Genomic DNA, 19,035 nt, shown 5'->3' on the forward strand with positions numbered 1-19,035 from the left:
GCAAGCCAATGGGCCTTGACCTAGCTCCTGCCCTTGAACTGCTTGACGCTACGCTTGGCCTGGGTGCGGCGATTCGCCTGCTTGTCCCGCGGCGCCCGCTTGCCCTCCCCGCTCGCAGGCTGGTCTGTCACCGGGAAGCCCTCAAGCTCCTCCAGCGGCAGCGCGCGACCGGTCAGGGTGCGGATGGCCGCGAGTGTCTCGGCCTCGCCGTGGCAGACCAGGGAGAGGGCGAGGCCTTGCTGCCCGGCGCGGGCGGTGCGGCCGATGCGGTGCACATAGACGGGGGCATTGGCAGGCAAGTCCAGGTTGATCACCACAGGCAGCGCCTCCACGTGGATGCCCCGCGCCATCAGATCCGTGGCCACCAGCACCCGCACCTTGCCCCCCTTGAAATCGGCAAGCGCCTGCTCCCGCGCCCCTTGATCCTTCTCGCCGTGCAGGGCGGCCACTGCTATGCCCGCCTTGGCAAGCTTTCTGGCCACGGCGTCCGCATCGTCCCTGGCGCTGATAAACACCAGCACCTGGGACCAGGCCTGCCCCTTGAGCAGGCTGATGAGCGCAGGCACCTTGCTGCTCTTGTTGACCAGATGGAGCCGCTCCTCGATGTCGTCGGCCACGCTGTTGCGAGGATCCGCCTCCACCTGCACCGGCGCGTTCAACAGGCCGGTGGCCAAGGTCTCGAGTTCGGGGGGCAGGGTGGCGGAGAACAGCAGGGTCTGCCGCTCGGTCGGCATGGCATTCATCAGCCACTGGATATCGGGCCAGAAGCCCATCTCCAGCAGGCGATCCGCCTCATCCAGCACAAGGGTGCGCAGGTGGCTCAGTCCCAGCAGCCGCTGGGCCAGCAAGTCCCGCAGTCGCCCCGGGGTCGCCACCAGCAGTTGGGGCCCCAGGGCCAGCTCGGCCTGTTGCTGCTCTTGAGTCACCCCGCCGCACAGGGTCAGGACACGCAGCCCCAGCGCCTCGGCGCCCCCTTGCAGCGCCGCACTCACCTGGCTCGCCAGCTCCCGGGTTGGCACCAGCACCAACCCCTGCACCCGGTCGGACGCCGCGTCCAGCCCCTGCAGCAGTGGCAGGCCGAATGCCAGTGTCTTGCCGCTGCCGGTCCGGGCCAGGGCCAGCAGATCCTGGCGCGCCAATGCCGCCGGAATGGCGAGTTGCTGGATGCGGGTCGGGGTGTGCAGCCCGGCAGGCAAGGCGGCCAGCAGGGCGGGATCGAGGTGGAGTTCGTCAAAGGTCATGGGGCTACGCGGCAGGAAAGAAGTGGGAGGCGAAGTCTAGCCAGACTGACCCCATAAGTAAAAATTACCTGCCTCCTTGACTCATCCTGAACAAGATTTCATTCGAAACCAGCAAAAACATGAAACGCTCATAAAGTTGCATTAGAGTGAACAGGTTGTTCCACTCAAGGAGTCAGATCGATGACAACTGCAAAAGCCCCAACCAAACGCCTGCTAACCCTGATGATTGCGGCCTTGTGCCTGCCCCCGGGCACGGCCTTCGCCCTGGTCGATGCCAAACCGGCCACCGCGAGCACCATCAAGGCGAACGAGGCCATCAAGGCCAGTCTGCCGTTCAACGACAAGCAGGATTTTGCCGACGCGGAGCGAGGCTTTATCGCCAAGCCAGAGACCCTGACCATCAAGGATGACAAGGGCAACGTCGTCTGGGATCTGGAGCAGTACAAGGCCTACATAGGCCTGGACAAGGCGGCCCCGGATACCGTCAACCCCAGCCTGTAGCGCAACGCCCAGCTCTCCATGCAGTACGGCCTGTTCAAGGTCACCGACGACATCTATCAGATCCGTGGTTTCGATCTCTCCAACATCACCTTCATCAAGGGCAACAAAGGCTGGATCGTCTTTGATCCGCTCATTTCGCCAGACACCGCCAAGGCAGCCCTGGCCTTCATCAACGAGAAAGAGGGCAAACGCCCTGTGGTGGCCGTGATCTACAGCCACAGTCACGTTGACCACTACGGTGGCGCCGCCGGCCTGTTCAGCACGCCGGAGGAACGCGAGCAGGCGCAGATCATCGCCCCGGAAGGCTTCACCGAACATGCCGTCTCCGAGAACGTGATCGCAGGCAATGCCATGGGGCGCCGCGCCGTCTACATGTATGGCGCCCTGCTGCCCCGCAATGCCCAGGGCGGTGTCAACGGCGGTCTGGGCATGACCACCTCCACCGGTCTGCCCTCCTTGATCGTGCCCACCAAGCTGATCACCAAGACGGGGGAAGCGCTCGACATCGACGGCGTCAAAATGGTCTTCCAGATGACTCCTGGCACAGAAGCGCCCGCCGAGATGAACACCTGGTTCCCACAACACAAGGCGCTGTGGATGGCGGAGAACACCACCAACACCATGCACAACATCCTGACCCTGCGCGGTGCCCAGGTGCGGGATGCCTTGAAGTGGTCAACCTATCTGAATGAAACCATCGAAACCTGGGGCGACCAGGTCGAGGTCAAGTTCCAGAGCCACCACTGGCCGCGCTGGGACAACGCCAACATAGTCGATTACTTCAAGAAGCAGCGTGACCTCTACAAGTACATCCACGATCAGTCGGTACGCCTGATGAACATGGGCTACACGGGCGAGGAGATCTCGGAGCAGATCAAGCTGCCCCCTGAGCTCGACAACTTCTGGCCGAACCGGGGCTACTACGGCACCTTGCGCCACAACAGCCGCGCCATCTATCAGCGCTACATGGGCTGGTATTCGGGCAATCCGTCCGATCTGGACAACTTGCCGCCGGAAATGGTGGGCCCCAAATACATAGAGTTCATGGGGGGCGAAGCCGAGGTGTTGAAGAAGGCCAAGGTCTCCTTCGACAAGGGGGAATATCGCTGGGTCGCCGAGGTGCTCAAGCATCTGGTGTTTGCCAACCCCGACAACAAGGAAGGCAAGCTGCTGCTGGCCGATACCCTGGAGCAGCTGGGCTATCAGGCCGAGTCCGGCCCCTGGCGTTCCGTCTACCTGCAGGGCGCCTATGAACTGCGCAATGGCGTACCCAATGCAGGTGGTACCAACACGGCATCACCCGATACCATTCGCGCCATGCCGCCCAGCATGCTGTTCGACTATCTGGCGGTGCGCCTGAACCCGGAGAAGGCCGCGGGCAAGAAGATGACCATCAACATCGACTTCACGGATATCAACGAGAAACACTCGCTGAATATCGAGAATGCGGTGCTGAACCACACCACCCGCTATGCCGACAAGCCGGATACCACTGTGACCCTGACCAAGAAGGTGCTGGATGATATCCAGCTTGGACAGACCACACTGGAGCAGGAGATCGCCAGCGGTCAGGTCAAGATCACCGGAGATAGCAAGAAGTTCAGCGAGTTCGTCGGCATGCTGGACAAGTTCAACTTCTGGTTCAACATAGTGACCCCATGAGCAAACTCGCCGTCAGACTGCTGCTCTGCGCCATGGCCACGGGGCCCGTCCCCCTGGCCATGGCCTGCGGCTACGATGCCATCTACCCCAACCCCTTCGAGCAGAGTTGGCCGGGCTCCCTCGATGTCGCCATGGCCACGGCGGCAGCCATTTCGGATCGGAAGCTCGACCCTGTGCCCAAGATAACCGGTCCAGATGGGTTCAGCCGAAGCTACCAGTGGCTCAACCAGCTGAAAGGCTCGCTCAAGGATGGTCAGTTACCGGGCAATGTCTCCATCCTGTTGGTGGATTCGGGGCTCTGGTCCAGGGTTCGGGGCAAGGAGAGTCTGCTGCTGCAGACCCACACCGAGGGGCCCGCCAGGCAGGACAGGATAATGTTGACCAGCGAGGCGGGCATCCAGGCACTGCTGTCTGGCCAGCTCTCGGTCGCGCAGGCAAAACAGCTTGGGTTGCTGGTGATCGAGGATGACCCGGATGATGCTTTCTCGCAGAGTCTGGATCGCGCCCTGAGCCAGGCAACCAGCTAGTCGAGCATCGCTCTCCGATACATGCAAAAAGGGCCCGCCAGGTTGCGGGCCCTTTCTATTTCGGCCACTTGGCTTCGTTCAAGCCAAGGACCTTGCTGGCGACCTATCAGGCCAGGGCAGCCAGGGCGGCGGCGTAGTTCGGCTCGTCGGCCACTTCGGCCACCAGCTCGCTGTGCAGCACCTTGTCGTGCTCATCCAGCACCACGATGGCACGGGCAGCCAGGCCCACCAGCGGGCCGGAGGAGAAGGCCACGCCGTAGTCCTGCAGGAAGGAAGCGCCACGCAGGGTGGAGAGGTTCACCACCTTGTCCAGACCCTCGGCGCCGCAGAAACGGGCCTGGGCGAACGGCAGATCGGCGGAGATGCACAGCACCACGGCGTTGTTCAGGGCGCTGGCCTGCTCGTTGAACTTGCGCACCGAGGTGGCGCAGGTCGGGGTGTCGACGCTCGGGAAGATGTTCAGGATCTTGCGCTTGCCGGCGAAGGTCGCCAGGGTCGCATCGGACAGATCGCCAGCAACCAGGGAGAAGGGCTTGGCCTGCTCGCCGGCAACGGGGAAGTGGCCGGAGACGGAGACGGGGTTGCCTTGCAGGGTGACGGTATTGCTCATGTTAGGTCCTTGATTATCGAGGGTGGGATCCAGGGTTCCCAGTATAGGCCCGCCACGGGATGACAAACACCCGCTAATGGCAGGGATTTGCCACCCTTTTTGCCCGGCTCCTTTTCCAGGGGACTGGCAAGCGACCACCGCCTCCCTGTCGAGCGAAGGGAGAAGAGGGCTTGACCTTGGACTTAACACCAAGGTTTACACTGGGCTCAGTCATCCAGGATCCCGCAGGGGCGGGATCCCTCAAGAGGAAAGCACCATGAGCAAATCCTGCTGCAGCCATTCCCATGCCGCCCCCATCAAGGCCGTCAGCAAGGCAGACGCCTCCCGGAGCGGGCACAGCCATACCAGCCACTGCTGCGACAACGCGGCGGCCAGCTGCTCGGCCAACCCGACCCACCCCGATCACCAGGGGCAAAGCGTCGCAGACAGCCCGGGTGATGAAGAACCCCCCAGAGGCGATTGCGCCACCGACACTGCGCACCACCATGAGCAGGGCCATGATCACGACCACGCGGCCGCCGCAACCGAACCGCCGCTGGCTGCCCCCGAGCAGAACCATCGGCGCCACAGCTGGCAGGTGCTGGGGATGGATTGCCCCAGCTGCGCCCGCAAGATAGAGACGGCCGTCAACCGTGTCGAGGGTGTCACCCAGGCTCGCGTGCTGTTTGCCACCGAGAAGCTGGTGGTGGATCTCGCCCCCGGCCTCTCCCCCGACCCCGTCACCGCCGCCGTGCTGGCCGCCGGTTTCCAGCTCAAGGGCAACACTCAGGCGGCAGAGCGCGATGACAAACGGCTCAGCCCCCTGATGACGCTCCTTGGCAAGTATTGGCAGCCCCTCTCCTTGGCCGCCCTGATGGGGGTGGCGGCCCTGCTGCCGAGCCAGATCGGTCAGCCGCTCTTTACCCTGGCGACGCTGTGGGGCCTGTGGCCCGTCGCCCGCAAGGCGTGGGCATTGACCAGAAGCGGCTCCCCCTTCGCCATCGAGACCCTGATGACGGTGGCGGCGCTCGGCGCCCTCTTTCTCGGGGAGACAGCCGAGGCGGCCATGGTGCTGCTGCTCTTCATGCTGGGGGAACACCTGGAGGCCTACGCCGCCGGCCGCGCCCGGGCCGGAGTCACCGCCCTGATGGCCCTGGTACCCGACCAGGCGCTGCGCATCCGCACCACAGCCGAGGGCGAGGTGCGGGAAGAGGTGGCCGCCGAGATGCTGCGCCCTGGCGACATCATCGAAATCGCCCCGGGCGCCCGTCTGCCGGCCGATGCCCGCCTGCTCGACCCCCTCGGCGCCTTTGACGAGAGTGCCCTGACCGGCGAGTCCATCCCGGTGGAGCGCCGCCAGGGTGACAAGGTGCCCGCCGGCAGTCTGGCGGCGGATCGGGTGCTGCGCCTCGAGGTGGTGTCCGAGCCCGGCAACAACGCCATCGACCGCATCCTGCACCTCATCGAGGAGGCCGAGACCCAGCGCGCGCCCATCGAGCGTTTCATCGACCGCTTCAGCCGCTGGTACACCCCGGCCATGATGCTGGTTGCCCTGCTGGTGGTGCTGGTCCCGCCGCTCGCCTTCGGCCAGAGCTGGGACGAGTGGATCTATCGCGGTCTGGCGCTGCTGCTCATCGGCTGCCCCTGCGCCCTGGTCATCTCCACCCCGGCGGCGGTCACCTCGGCCCTGGCTGCGGCCACCCGGCAGGGGGCCCTCATCAAGGGGGGCGCCGCCCTGGAGCGCCTCGCCCATATAGATACCCTCGCCTTTGACAAGACAGGCACCCTGACCCTGGGCAAGCCGCAGCTGACCGAGCTGGTGAGCCTCGATGGCCGATCGGAAGCCGAGCTGCTGGCACTGGCGGCGGCCATCGAGCAGGGCTCCCACCACCCCCTGGCCCGCGCCGTGGTGACGGCGGCTGACGAGCAGGGCCTTGCCCTTGCTGCGGCCCGGGATCTGCGCGCCCTGCCCGGCATGGGGGTGGAGGGGCGCATCGACGGCGCCCTCTGGCAGCTGCTGGCGCCGAGCCGGGCCACCACTCTGGATGCCGCGGTGCAGGCCCAAGTCGCCACCCTGGAGCAACAGGGCAAGACGGTAGTGGTGCTCGGTCAGCCGGGCGCCGCCCCGGCCGCCCTGCTGGCGCTGCGCGACCAGATCCGGCCGGAAGCGGCTGCGGCGCTGCAAGGGCTGAACGAGCTTGGTCTCAAGAGCATCATGCTGACCGGGGACAACCCCCGCGCCGCCGAGGCGATCGCCACCGAGCTTGGCATGGGCTGGCGCGCCGGCCTGCTGCCTGAGGGCAAGGTGGAGGAAATCGCCAAGCTGGCCGAGCAGCAGAAGGTGGCCATGATTGGGGATGGCATCAACGACGCACCGGCCATGAAGCGGGCCAGCATCGGCATCGCCATGGGAGGCGGCACCGACGTGGCGCTGGAGACAGCCGACGCCGCCCTGACCCACAACCAGCTCGGCGGGATCGCCGCCATGATCCGGCTGTCGCGCGCGGCGCTGGCCAACATCCACCAGAACATAGCGCTGGCACTGGGACTGAAGGCCATCTTCCTGGTCACCAGCCTGCTCGGCATCACGGGCTTGTGGATTGCGGTGCTGGCCGACACTGGCGCCACCGCCCTGGTCACCGCCAACGCCCTGCGCCTGCTGCGAAAGCGATAAGCCATCCGATGACTGCCTGACCAAACGCCGCCCCCCATCGGGGCGGCTTTTCTTTTTCCTCTCAGCCCCTTCCCGTAAAAGAAAAAGCGCGGCTGCCGGTCGGCAGTCGCGCTTTGCTTGCTCTGTCTGTGTCATCCCGCCCCTGGCGAGGCGAAGGCTGTCGAGCCAGCCGGGAACGCCATGGGCCCCTTACGGGGTGGGTGCGGTGAAGCTGACGCTCAAGGTCGGCTTCTCCTTGCTCATGGCGGTAAAGACGAACTTGTAGCTGCCCGCCTTGTCCAGCGCCAGCCCGACGTTGCCGGTCGAGCCACCGGCGCACAGGGTCAGGGGTGTGCCCACCACCAGCTTGTCAGCGGCGTTGCAGGTGCCGTAGTTGACCGGCCCCCAGCTGGCGTCGGCGATCTTCACTTCCGTCGAGCCCAGCTTGTCGGTTGCCACTTCGGTGGTGAACTCGTACATGAAGTTGCTGGTGAAGCTCATCGGGTTCGCTTCGCCCCACTCCCCGAGGAAGCCTTTCAGATAGACCGCGGTGTCACCGAAGGGAGGCAATGTGCTCAGGTCCGTCTTCTTGCCCACCGGTAGGCCCGCGCCCTGGGCGCCACTCTGGGGTTTGACGAAGACGGCGGCAGACCAGGCTCCCAGCGTCAGCTGGCCGTTGTCGTAGGCGGCGCCACTGGCGATGCTGTCGACCCCGCGATGTTTCCCGCTCAGCACCATGCCGGCGAGATCGATGGGCTGATCCTGGCCGTCACGGAAGTCGCCGATGCTCTGGGGAGCATTGGTGGCGTTGATCATCACCACCAGGCCGTCGATGGCGGGATCCAGATCCGCACCGGCGCCCACCCCGTCATCCACGCTCATCACGATGAGGCCGGGCACCTGATCCGGCCCTGTGTTGCGAAAATCGACCCGCTTGATCACCTCGGCGCCGCTGCCAAGACGCAGCAGGCGGGAGGATTGACGCAGTTCGGAGAGCTCCTGGTAGAAGCTCACCATCTGCGCCACCTCGGCCGAGCCCGGCTTGGCGTGCTGACCGAGCACCTGCTCGATCAGCGCGTAGTTGTCGCCATCCTTGTCCTTGCGCGGCAAGCCCTTGTTGAAGTTGTTATCGCCCAGGCTGTAATCGACGCGGTTATACCAGTCACCGGAGTCGTAGCTGTCCCGCTCCATGGACTTGGAGCGCAGCAGCTCGACCCCGGCATGGGTGAAGGGGATCCCCTGCCCCAGCATGGCGGTGGCGAGCGATACCCCCTGCATCCGCACCAGATCGGCTCCTTGCGGCGCCTTGTAGACGTTGATGTCGAACAGGGTCTGGTTGTCATGCTTGGAGACATAGTTCTGCACCTCGGTCGGATCCTGGGCATAGCCGGCGGGCTGACCGTTGTAGTCGATGTCGGCCCCCACCCTCGGCATGCCGTCCTTGTCGGTCAGCACGAACCCCTTGAGGTTGCCCGCCATGCCGAGGCGCACCAGGTCGGACTGATGCAGGGCGGTGGCGCGATCGACACCGTCCACCTCGTTGGCATGCACGAAGGCGCCGTTGCCAAAGCCCTGGGTCTTGCGGATGGCATCGCCGCCATCGAACGGGCTGCCGCCGCGCACCGCGTCACGCAGCCGGTCGGAGAAGGAACCGATGCCGGTGCCGGCCAGGTGCTTCTGGGTCGCCTGCACGAAGCGCTTGTCATCCTGCACTTCGCCGAAGTTCCACCCCTCGCCGTAGAAGTACATGTCCGGATTGACCTTCTTCACCGCGGCCAGGGCCTGCACCATCTGATCTTTCGGGTGATGACCCATGAGGTCGAAACGGAAGGCATCTATCTTGTAGTCCCGGGCCCAGGTGACCAGGGAGTCATCCATCAGCTTGGCAAACATGGCGTGTTCCGGCGCCGTGTTGGAGCAGCAGGTGGAGTTCTCCACCGAGCCGGTCTCCGGATTGAGGCGCTGGTAGTACCAGGGCACTATCTTGTCGAGCACGGATTTGGGGCCCAGGCCCGCCTCGTTGGTGTGGTTGTAGACCACGTCCATCACCAGGTTCATGCCGATGTCCTGCTTGATGGCCTTGACCATTTCGCGGAACTCCAGGATGCGCTGGCTGCCCTCGGCGTTGGTGGCGTAGGAGCCTTCCGGCGCAGTGTAGTGGTAGGGGTCATAGCCCCAGTTGAAGGAGTCCACCCCGCGCAGATAACCGTACAGCTCCTGCACCACCGGGTTCTCCTTGCTGTCGCTCATCTGCAGATCTTCCAGCACGGCTTCGATGGTCTGGCCGCCGCCGCAGTGGCTGGCAAACCTGGAGTTCTTGACCTCGGCATTGACCTCGCACAGCTTGCTGAAGTCATCGCTTATGTTGGCCACCTTGGCCGGATCCTCGTTGACGGTGGCGATGTCGAAAATGGGCAGCAGGTGCAGGTGGCTGACGCCGCTCCTGGCCAGGGATTTGAGGTGGGTGACGGGCACGCTGTCGCTGTCGGTCAGCCCGAGGAACTTGCCGCGGTGCTCGGCCGGGGTGGAGTCGTCGTTGCCGGTCAGATCCCGGACGTGGGCCTCATAGATGGTGATGTCGGCGGGGTTCTTCTGGCTGTGGGGGGCCTTCAGGCTGTCCCAGCCTTCCGGCTTGAGGGCCGGATCGTCGAGATCCACCACCTGGCTGAACTCGGAGTTCATCGCCAGGCTCAGGGAGTAAGGGTCGGTCACCTGATAGGATTCCAGCTTGCGGCTGACCGGGTGATAGACCTGGATGTCGTAGCGATAATACTTGCCGACGAGATCGCTGCCCCCCTGCAGGCTCCAGCTGCCGCTGGTCTCGTCCTGTGTCATGGCGCGCTCGCCGAGGGAGTTGTGCTGCTCGTCGAACAGCACCAGCTTGACCGATCTGGCGGTCGGCGCCCAGAGCCGGAAGGTGACGTTGCCCCCCTCCACCACGGCGCCGTAGGCGAGCTTGGTGGCCGCTTCGCTGTAAAGGGCATCGAGGGCACCGGCGCTCTGCACCAGGGTGGCCCCCTGCAGGATGCCGTCCGCATCGGTCCCGATGGCCACCAGCTCACCCTTGAGCAGGGGCTTGAGATCTTTTCCCGCCGGCAGGGCGAAGGCGGCGGCATCCTTGAGGTGCGGGTATTTGGCCTGCTGCTCTGCGGTCAGGCTGGTCGGGGTCAGCTTGAGGTAGGGGAAATCGAATACACCCTCGCTGTTGGCGGTGATGGTGCCTGACTCTGTGTGGTAGAGGCGCACATGGGGCTTGTCCTTGCCCCCTTGCCAGATCAGGGTGTTGCCATCGATGAGGTGGGCACTGGCCCCCGCCACGCCGAAGGCGGCGGTGAAGGCTTCCGCCCGGCTGCCGAAGATCTCGTTCTTGCCCGCGACGATGGCCACGGTGCGATCCGGGTGATCACTGAAGATCACCTTCATGTCGGCGCCGGTCAGGTTGCCAAGGGCACCATCCCGGGCGATAAAGTTGATGCAGCCCTCCATCTTGCTAAGCGGCACCACCCAGGCCGGGCCGAAGCTGTCCGCCGCCGCCGGAGTCTTGCTGGCGTCATCCCAACCGGTGTTGAGGCCGCCCGCCGAGGTCGCATTGCAGGCATCGTTGTTCCACAGGTGCAGGCTGTGGCTGGCGAAGGGACCCGTAGTCCCGCGCGCCGCCGCCGTCTGGGTATCCACCAGGGCGACAACCGCCTCATTCGGTCCTGCCACCAGCAGCTCCTTGGGTGGATCCATCTGCGGCAACCTTGCCACAGGATCGGCGCTACTGTCGTTGTTGTCGGATCCGCTGCCGTTGCAGCCGGACAATAGGGTCAGCAGTGAGGCCGTTACCAGCGCCACCTTGGTCATCTTCATATCCATGTTTTTATTATTCCCGCTGTGTGAGTCCCGAGGGTCGAGACGTTCAGGCCCGGTCGGTGCCGAGCCGGTCCATATTAATCAGCGACTCTAGGGGTAAATGTGAGCGGTTTTGCATAAAAACCATACAATTTCAACAAGATAACGTTTTCATAACGGAAACTGGATCGGGCTCACAGACTCGCCGACCGAACCGGTTCATACCGGGACAACGGCCCGATTGTCGAAGTGGCGCCAGTGTGGATCAGGGACGAAACGGGGAGAAACGGATGACATCCATCGACGAACGAGCCAGGGGGCTGGATCGGGACTATCTGGCCATCTGCCAGCTGTTTGACCAGTTCTGCCAGCAGGGAGGAAGCCTCGCCGAGCAGTACCACTTCTTCCGCTGGCCAGATTATGAGGAGACGCCGCCCATGAGCCGTGCCTTCACCCTGCTGGGGGAGCCGCGGGAGCTGAGGCTGCGCTGCCAGCCCGGCGAGGGGGGTTCCCTCTACGGCCTCCTCCAGGTGTGCGGCGAGGAAGAGAAGGTCCATGCCAGCCTGGGCTTTCGCGCCGACGGACAGCTGCTGCTGGTATCCGGCCACTTGCTGGACAACCCGCCCGAACTCTTGCTCTCCTTGCTGCTGGGGGCCATCTGGCAGCAACCATCCCGTGAGGAGGGCAAGCATTCCTGATGAGGGAGCCCCGCTTCATGACGCGCCGTGCCTCTGCATCGCCTGTCTGTATGGTGACCTGTACCCGCGTCTCGCAAATGACGAGTCGCTCGTGGATCTGGCGAAACGGATGCTGCGCGCCTATCTGAGATGAGTGCCCCCGATCTCACCGGACGCGCTCATCAGTCGAAGTCCGCATAAGGAGTCAGCGGCCTTGGTGGCAGGTCGAGATCTCCCTGCCAGGGTTTGAAGGTGTAGCGCAGGTAGAACATGAAGTGGCTCGGGGCATAATCATCCGCCTGCTGGATATCGACCCGCCCACCTACCCGCCAGTGCTCGGTCAACCTGTGTTCCACCACGGCATTCAGGGTGTAACCGAATCCGCTGCTGCTGCCCCCCTCCTCTACGGCATCCCGATCCGGCAGCGTCTCGGGGATCAATCCCTGCAGCGGATAGCGCAACCCGTCATCCGTCTTGGAGGTCGACCAGGAGAGAGAACCACCCAGTTCCCACGACCAGTCCGGGGTGCGCTGCCGGTAGCTGACCGGAAGTGCCAGCGAGAAGTAGCGCTGCGGACTGTAGTAACCCCCCTGTCCCAGGGTATAGGCGCTCAGGTCATGCTCGAAGCGCCACAACATGGTGCTCAGGCCGACGCTGGCTCGGCGATGCTCCTCGTTTATCACCTTGTAGTAAGTACCTCCCATCAGGCGGGTACGCCAGTTGTCCTCGACGTGCTTGCCGGTCAGCAAGTGCTGCTGCAGGCTGCCCCAGTAGCCGATAGCTCCCCCCAGATCGTGGCTGGCATCGACGCGCACCCCGTTGGCCCTGACCCCGCCCCAGCGGATGCCGGTCCCCGGATCCACCGTGCCCGCATAGGAGAGCAGCGAGCTGCTCACCGGCCGGCGCGAAGCGGTAAGGGTAAAGCCGACGTCGTGCCAGTCCCCACTGACGCTGGCCCCGCCGACCCAGTCCACCACTTCGAAACCGAGCGGTGTAGTGCCGAGATCGAAGGCGAAGCGATCGTTGGCCCAACCAGCCGCCATAGTGACCCCCTCGCTCTTCTGCTGCTGATCGCCATAACAGTTCTGACGATGACAGGTTCCGAATTTCTCCCTATAGGGGTCGTCCGGCAGAGAACCGGCATCCAGATGCACCCACTCAAGCCGGCCGAAGGCCCGTCCCGCCCCCAGCTGGCTGTCAAGCTGCAACATCTGGGTCAGGGCCCGCAGATCCGAGACCCCACCCGTTCCATTGTCACCCCAATAGTCACTGTCGAGGGAGACAGTGGTCTGGCTCTGCCGATAGTGACTGTCCAGATCCCCGCGCAGCCCGGAGGCCAGCCAATCCTCGCCGTCGCGGCTGCGGGCGAGCGCGGTCAGGGCGCCCCCATCCAGATCCTCCCCGGGGGCCAGGCCCGCCGCCACCAGTCCCTTGCGATCCCGCGCCAGGGCCCCCTCGGCGTCGCCGTTGGCGAAACGCTGACGGGCGGCGTCCCGCCAGAACAGGGCCGTCTGCTGGGAGGCGGGCTGCGTCGACACCAGGGGCTCGTAGCCGCCGAAGATGGCCTGCGCCGTCTCCCCCTCCCCCAACGCCTGATAGAGGTTTGCCACCCGGCGGTAGTAGTTGAACTCCTCCGGGGGCAAGGGGCTGACCGGCCAGGCCGGCAGCCAGTGGCGAGCCTCTGCCGGATTGCCCCTGGTCTGCGCCAGTTCGGCCATGCCGAGCCTGGCCTCGGGGTGCTGGGGGGCGTGCGCCAGCACAGCGCGGTAATGGCGCTCGGCCCCGGCGACGTCCCCGCGCTCCGCGGCCCATTCGGCCAGCATCAGGGTCACTTCGTCATCGGGCTGCAACGGCTGCAGCAGGCGTTCGGCGCCCGCCTCATCCCCCTGCTGGTGCAATTGCCTGGCGTTGGCCAGCAGCTCGCCACGGGCGAGGCGGCGATCCAGCGCCTGCATGTCCGCCGACCAGCGCGTGGCCGGCACCTCGGCCAGCACGGCGCGGGCCTGAGGCGACTGATCCTGCCCCGACAGGTAGAGGGCAGTGGCGTAGCGCAGGCTGTCATTCTGTGGCTGCGCCGCCAACCGCCCTCGCAGCAGCCGCTCCCCGCCTGCAACATCCCCGAGTCGGGCCTGGGTGGTGGCCACCCGGTAGGCCAGCCAGACATCATCCGGCATCAGTCGCAGCGCCTCCTGGCGCTGGGCCAGGGCCTGGGGCAGCTTGCCGGCCTGGTCGAGCTGATCGGCCTGCTCCTGCAACAGCTCGGCCTTGAGCCGCTTGCCCTCGGCCTGCATGGCCGGGGTGCCGTGTTGATCCAGCAAGGCCAGCGCCCGCGCCGGATCCTGCCCCTTGTAGAGATCGAACAGCCGGGCCAGGGCCCGATCACGGGCTCCCGGCATGGCGAAGGCCTTTTGATAGGCAAGCTCGGCCTCACCGTCGCGATGACGGCCCCGCTCGCTGTCCCCCAACCCGAGCCAGGCCTCCGGCTCCTTGCCGTCCAGGGCGATGGCGCTGCGATAGCGGGTCGCCGCCACCTCCCATTGCTGCTGCTCCAGGGCCTGGGAGCCCTGATTGACCAGCAGCCAGTAGCGGTTGGTGGCCAGCAGGCTGGCCCACTTGTCCTTGTCGGTCACATCGGGATGGCGCAGCACCCGCTCGAACTGGGCAATGGCGAGCGCGCGCTGATCGTTGCGGGAATAGGCCTGACCCAGGGCCCCCATGAGGTCGGGATCCCCGGGATTGGCGGCGAGGGCCCGTTGCAGCTCGGCTATGGTGGCCCCGCCGCTGGCGGTACGGGCCAGTGCCAGCTGTCGGGAGCGATAGGCCGGAGAGGCCCACTGCGCCTCCTGGGTGGCAAGCAGCGCCTCGGCCTTGTCGGCCTCCATCTCGGTACCGAAGAGGGCTATGTATTGCTTCAATTCGTCGATGCTCCGGGGCCCGACCGACATGGCCTCGATGTCCGCCAGCCAGATCTCCGCTGCCTCCCCGCGGCTGTTGTCATCCTTCGCCATCTCCCGCAGCAGCCCCAGGGCCTGCAGGCGCCGACCGTCGGCCAGGTAGTGGCGGGCCAGCCCGCTGCGCACCCGTGGCTCACCCGGATATTGCCGGTTCAGGCTCTCCAGCGAGGCCATGCCCTTCGCCTTCATGGCGGGCATGCGCATCTGCAGCAGGGCATATTCCACCGCCACGTCGAGATTCGGGGGCAGATCCCCCACGAACAGGGAGCGATAGAGGCGCTCGGCCTCCTCCAACCGGCCGGCATTGGTCAGCAGCCGCGCCTGTTGCAGTTGCTGGCGCTGGGCCGAGTCGCTCAGGGCGAGATTGGCCATGCCCTGGCGGTAAATCGGGGAGTCCGGCGCCAGCTTGCCGAGCCGGGCCAGCAGCGCCTTCGCCTCCCTGATCTTGCCCTGACGCAGGGCCTGGCGCGCCTGGGCCGCCAGCAGCTCCGGGTGATTGGGCTCCACCAGGGAGAGGGAGTAGAGGCTGTTGCTGACGAGATCCTCACGCCCGCTGGCCTCCCCTATCCTGACCTGCTCGAGCAGCCAGTCCACCGGCTGCACGGCCCCCAGCGCCAGGTTGCCGCTCATCAGGCAGGCGAGCAGGCAACCCAGGGTCAATCTGCTTGGCATGACTCGCTCCAGCCTGGCTGCAGGGTGCCGTCCGCGGCGAAGCGATAGCGGCCCTGATCCCAGCCTGCGCCAAACAGGGTCAGGACGCTGCCGTAATAGGCGTCGGCCTGCTCGCCATGCTGTTTCACCTGCTCACGCAGGCTGGCCAGCATCGGCTGCCCCTGGGAGAGGGGCAGCAGGGCGGCGGCAAAGCCGACCGGTCCCCGTCCCTGAGTCTGGCCGCTTTGGGTGTCGACCCGCTCGGGGACGGCGCCAAGGGCCGCCGTGCTCTCCAGCATGGGGGCGAAGTGCGCCACCAGGGGCCCTTTGGCGGGATCCTCGTCGTTCAGCATGCCGAGCCAGAGGTAGACGCGGATGGCGTCGTAGCTGCCCTGGGGCCTCTTGTCGGCCGTCACCTGCCACCCCTTCTCCCCCTGCCAGTCCACCCAGTCGGGGGCAAAACCACGGGGGGCGCTCTCCTGCAGCAGCCTCGGCAGTTGTGCGCGCATCTCGCGCCAGGGCCCCTGCTGTGCCGCGAAGCGGGCCAGCAGCTGGGGCGGCAGGTAGCTCGGGTTCAGGGTCCAGCGCCCCTCCCCCGTATAGCCATGGGCGCCGGGCAGCAGCACCGGGCCCAGACCGGGGACGGTGGCGACCTCTTCCCGGGCGATGCGCCGCAGCAGCAGGGTGCCGATGGACTCGTAGCTGTGGTTGTCCCACAGGCGCCCCGCCTCGAGCAGGCTGTAGGCTATCCAGAGATCCGAGTCGGACGCGCTGTTCTCATCCAGCACACCCCAGCTGCCATCCTCCTTCTGGCCCCACAGCCAGGATGGCAGGAAGCCGGTCAGATCCCCCCGGGCGAGCCGCCGCTCGGTCCAGTCGAGCAGGCGGGCGAAGGTCTCCCTGTCGTTGTTGACCAGGGCGAAGAAGAGGCCGTAACTCTGGCCCTCGGAGGTGGTGATCCGCCGACCGTCGGCCGGGTCTATGACCCTCCCCTCCTCGCTGATGTAGTGCTGGCGAAAATGCTGCCACGCCGGCCAGTCACAGGCCGCCAGGGCAGGCAGGGTACACAGGGCCCAGAGCAGCAGGGCACCACAGGCTTTTTTCATCTGAGTCATCTCTTAATCTTCCTTCAGGCGGCTACGGCTGGCACCGGCCAGCAGCACCCGCAGGCCCCAGCCCAGCACCAGCATGCAGAGCAGCGTCAGTCCGGCGAGGCGCAGCGGGTACTCGGCAAACAGCTGCCAGACTCGCTCCCACCAGGGCAGATAGCCCACCTCATAACGCTCCCCGATCTCCAGGCTCTTCACCCCTGACTCCCGGATGATGGCCACAGAGCCCGCGACCTGGCCGCGCAGGGTGGCGTTTTGCAGGGTGTCGTTGAGCAGCCTGACCCCGGCCGGACCGTCGGCCAGCAGGGCCACCAGGCTGCGTTGCTCGTGAGTCGGCGACTGCAGGCCCAGGATGACGGCGATGGCGCGGTTGCCCGTCATGCCGACCCTGGCCTGGGGCTGGCGATCGGCCATGCTGTGCAGCAGATCCCCCTGGTGCTGGCGGGTCGGCTCGTTGACCCAGCTGCGGGTGGCCTGCAGCAGGGCGTCTGGCGCCAGATCCCCCTGGAACTCCTCGGGCAGGGTGCCGATGAGCAGGGTATCCAGATCGGCGGTGCGGGCCTGCTCCCAGTCATCCAGGACTCGCAGGGAGAGGGCCGGATAACCGGTCTCGGCCCCGATGGCTCCCACCGCATCGAGCAATGTGGTGATCTGCGCCGGGTGCGCCCTGGCGGGCATGACCACCTGGCTGTCGGCAAGATCCGCCATCCGGCTGAACGGGAAGCCCGCATAGGCGAACGCCTTGAGGTTCGGCATCTCGATGAAGTGGCGATAGCCGCTGAAGTCGATGGTGGAGCCCTCGTCGATGCGCACCTGATGGGCGGGGGGCAGCACCAGATCGCAGCGGCCGTTCTCATTGCCCCCCTTCATCTCCCTGGCATATTCAAACGAGAAGCTCAGGCTGTTGGACTGGGTAGTCTTGAGCCCGGGCATGCGCAGCGCAGTGGCGTCGTCATCGGCGGCGAACCAGAGCGGCAGGGTGAGCAACTGCTCGCTCTTGGCCTCACCCGGCTCGAGCGGGAACGACTTCATGAACTGGCCGTTGACCGCCACGTCCAGGCGGGAGCCATCCCGCTGGATCGGTGCCGTGTTGTGGTACTTGAGATCCGCCTTGATGCCGTTGGCGCCCAGCAGATAGAGATCCGGCGGCAGCCGCAGCGTCAGGCTCATGGGCCAGAGCCGGCTGCCCGTCGCCTGCAACTGGCCCGGATAGTCCGTCAGCTCGTCGAACCGCATCTTGCGATCGAGCCGCACCCAGTTGGGGGCATCATAAGGCTGGCGCGGGGCCAGGGGTTTCACCTCGTCCACCAGCACGCTCTGGCCGCGCAGCAGCACCTCCCCCTGAGCCAGCCCCTTGGCCGCGGTCAGCAGATCCTGCTGATCCCGTCCCAGGATCAGCAGCAGCTTCACATAGGGGTTGTCGGGGGAGCTGATCATGTCGATGGTGGGCCCCTTCACCTTGGGGTAGTCGACCAGGAAGTCGGGACGGGCGTCATTGGTGGCGAAGATCACCCCGTTGCGATCCGGCAGCTGGTTGATGAGCACCGGGAAGTGCTGACCCCGCCACTGGGCCTTGGTACCGAACCAGGAGGCCAGCACGGCCGCCGCCTGCTGTTGCAGGAGCGGAACTGTGCCGCTGAACACCATGGGCAGGATCAGCTTGCCATTGTCCCGCACGTCGAGAAACGGCATGGGGAAGAAGGAGAGCTCGTTGCGCACCGGCAGGGTCTGCAGTTGCAGGCTCAGCTTGCTGTCCCGGTTGACGTTGAGCCACAGGGTATCGCTCGCCGGGTTCTCGCACACCTTCTGGTAGTGGCCGACGAAGCTCACCTTGATCCGGTTGAAGTCCTTGGCGTAGCGGGGATCCAGCTCGATGCGGGCATGGGTACGCTCCCCCATCTGCTCCTTGGTGAGGGCGGTGACCCCCATCAGCTCGTCATTGAGGTAGACCTTGATCTGGGAGAGCAGCGGCAGCAAGGAGGGGGACGGGGTGAAGTCGAGATCCAGGCTGGCCCGGGTGACCACCTCGTCCCGCCGCACCGTGAAGTCCGCCTGACCGTCAGGGGCATTGCCACGCAGGGAGAGGGTGCCCGGAGAGGAGGACATCTGTTCGAAACTCAGGTCCTGACTGCGCACCGGTGCGGGCACCGGCGGCAAGGGGCCGCCGGCTTCGGCGGCCAGCGCACTCTGCGTCATCAGCAGGAGAGGGATAAGGTAGCGTTGTGGTTTCATCATCCTTTCACTGTCTGTGTGGTCGGAGCCCCGGACCGGAAATCCGGCGAGACGCGACGAGGAACGAAAGAGAGCAGCCAGCGAGCCAGCTTCTCAAGCAGGATACAAACAAAGCCGATGGGTGAGGTGCGCGCCAGGCGCCAGTAGGCTCCCCAGCCGAGCAGCGTGATGTCGAGCAGACTGTGGAGCGGGCGATCCTTGCCGAGGCGTTGCTGCCACAGGGACCAGGTGTCGGCCCGGGCGAAGGTGCACTGGATGAAGGCGATGTGCTGGGCCTGCTCCATGGGCTCCAGCTCCAGCCCCAGCTTGCGGCCGAATACCCGCTGTACCTTGGCGGCGAAGGCCTGCTCCCGCTGGCCGTGGCGCAGCAGCAGCCAGACCCTCTCCTTGTCGGCCAGGGGCAGG

Annotated in this window: 9 protein-coding genes and 2 pseudogenes; 4 read left to right on the forward strand and 7 right to left on the reverse strand. The window is 65.6% G+C overall.

Features of this window, described 5'->3' with window-relative positions; all coding sequences use genetic code 11:
* Positions 1-20: 20 nt before the first annotated feature.
* A complete protein-coding gene (locus tag BN1119_RS05880; protein ID WP_041995216.1) occupies positions 21-1,241 on the reverse strand; it encodes a DEAD/DEAH box helicase in 1,221 nt (406 codons plus the stop codon).
* A gap of 222 nt (positions 1,242-1,463) precedes the next feature.
* Between BN1119_RS05880 and BN1119_RS05885 the strand changes: the two are divergent.
* Positions 1,464-3,404, forward strand: a pseudogene (locus tag BN1119_RS05885) (alkyl/aryl-sulfatase).
* On the forward strand, positions 3,401-3,931 hold the full coding sequence (locus BN1119_RS05890) for a hypothetical protein (protein ID WP_041995218.1): 531 nt from the start codon (positions 3,401-3,403) through the stop codon (positions 3,929-3,931). Before BN1119_RS05885 ends, BN1119_RS05890 begins: the two are co-directional and overlap by 4 nt.
* 106 nt (positions 3,932-4,037) lie before the next feature.
* Here the strand turns inward: BN1119_RS05890 and tpx are convergent, their stop codons facing one another.
* Complete coding sequence (tpx, locus tag BN1119_RS05895) at positions 4,038-4,541, reverse strand: thiol peroxidase (protein ID WP_041995220.1); 504 nt, start codon at positions 4,539-4,541, stop codon at positions 4,038-4,040.
* Between the two features lie 256 nt (positions 4,542-4,797).
* Between tpx and BN1119_RS05900 the strand changes: the two genes are divergently transcribed.
* Positions 4,798-7,194 carry a zinc/cadmium/mercury/lead-transporting ATPase gene (locus BN1119_RS05900; RefSeq protein ID WP_041995222.1) on the forward strand — a complete coding sequence of 799 codons (2,397 nt, stop codon included), beginning with the start codon at positions 4,798-4,800 and terminating at the stop codon, positions 7,192-7,194.
* A 189-nt stretch (positions 7,195-7,383) separates the two neighbouring features.
* Here BN1119_RS05900 and pulA read toward each other — a convergent pair whose 3' ends face one another.
* Positions 7,384-11,031, reverse strand: a complete 3,648-nt coding sequence (pulA, locus tag BN1119_RS05905) for a pullulanase-type alpha-1,6-glucosidase (protein WP_157438632.1) — start codon at positions 11,029-11,031, stop codon at positions 7,384-7,386.
* Positions 11,032-11,297: 266 nt separating this feature from the next.
* Here pulA and BN1119_RS05910 point away from each other — a divergent pair, with 266 nt between their 5' ends.
* Positions 11,298-11,705, forward strand: coding sequence for a hypothetical protein (locus BN1119_RS05910; protein ID WP_041995224.1), 408 nt, complete (start codon positions 11,298-11,300; stop codon positions 11,703-11,705).
* A gap of 161 nt (positions 11,706-11,866) precedes the next feature.
* Here BN1119_RS05910 and bcsC read toward each other — a convergent pair whose 3' ends face one another.
* The 4 genes and pseudogenes from bcsC to BN1119_RS20645 all read right to left on the reverse strand — a co-directional run.
* Positions 11,867-15,310 carry a cellulose synthase complex outer membrane protein BcsC gene (bcsC, locus tag BN1119_RS05915; protein ID WP_084205311.1) on the reverse strand — a complete coding sequence of 1,148 codons (3,444 nt, stop codon included), beginning with the start codon at positions 15,308-15,310 and terminating at the stop codon, positions 11,867-11,869.
* On the reverse strand, positions 15,295-16,404 hold the full coding sequence (gene bcsZ, locus BN1119_RS05920) for a cellulose synthase complex periplasmic endoglucanase BcsZ (RefSeq protein ID WP_041995226.1): 1,110 nt from the start codon (positions 16,402-16,404) through the stop codon (positions 15,295-15,297). Before bcsZ ends, bcsC begins: the two co-directional genes overlap by 16 nt.
* 3 nt (positions 16,405-16,407) lie before the next feature.
* Positions 16,408-18,633, reverse strand: a complete 2,226-nt coding sequence (gene bcsB / locus BN1119_RS05925) for a cellulose biosynthesis cyclic di-GMP-binding regulatory protein BcsB (RefSeq protein ID WP_041995229.1) — start codon at positions 18,631-18,633, stop codon at positions 16,408-16,410.
* Positions 18,630-19,035 (reverse strand): annotated as a pseudogene (locus tag BN1119_RS20645) (glycosyltransferase family 2 protein); the annotation flags it as partial. The gene bcsB and the pseudogene BN1119_RS20645, both read right to left, overlap by 4 nt.

The sequence above is a fragment of the Aeromonas bivalvium genome, from assembly GCF_000819765.1.
Lineage (GTDB): Bacteria > Pseudomonadota > Gammaproteobacteria > Enterobacterales > Aeromonadaceae > Aeromonas > Aeromonas bivalvium.

Bases quoted from the DNA above. Each gene is read 5' to 3' on its own strand.
- BN1119_RS05890 (WP_041995218.1), top strand. From the start codon at position 3,401: ATGAGCAAACTCGCCGTCAGACTGCTGCTCTGCGCCATGGCCACGGGG.
- bcsC (WP_084205311.1), bottom strand. From the start codon at position 15,310: ATGCCAAGCAGATTGACCCTGGGTTGCCTGCTCGCCTGCCTGATGAGC.
- BN1119_RS05880 (WP_041995216.1), bottom strand. From the start codon at position 1,241: ATGACCTTTGACGAACTCCACCTCGATCCCGCCCTGCTGGCCGCCTTG.
- bcsB (WP_041995229.1), bottom strand. From the start codon at position 18,633: ATGATGAAACCACAACGCTACCTTATCCCTCTCCTGCTGATGACGCAG.
- tpx (WP_041995220.1), bottom strand. From the start codon at position 4,541: ATGAGCAATACCGTCACCCTGCAAGGCAACCCCGTCTCCGTCTCCGGC.
- BN1119_RS05910 (WP_041995224.1), top strand. From the start codon at position 11,298: ATGACATCCATCGACGAACGAGCCAGGGGGCTGGATCGGGACTATCTG.
- BN1119_RS05900 (WP_041995222.1), top strand. From the start codon at position 4,798: ATGAGCAAATCCTGCTGCAGCCATTCCCATGCCGCCCCCATCAAGGCC.
- pulA (WP_157438632.1), bottom strand. From the start codon at position 11,031: ATGGATATGAAGATGACCAAGGTGGCGCTGGTAACGGCCTCACTGCTG.
- bcsZ (WP_041995226.1), bottom strand. From the start codon at position 16,404: ATGACTCAGATGAAAAAAGCCTGTGGTGCCCTGCTGCTCTGGGCCCTG.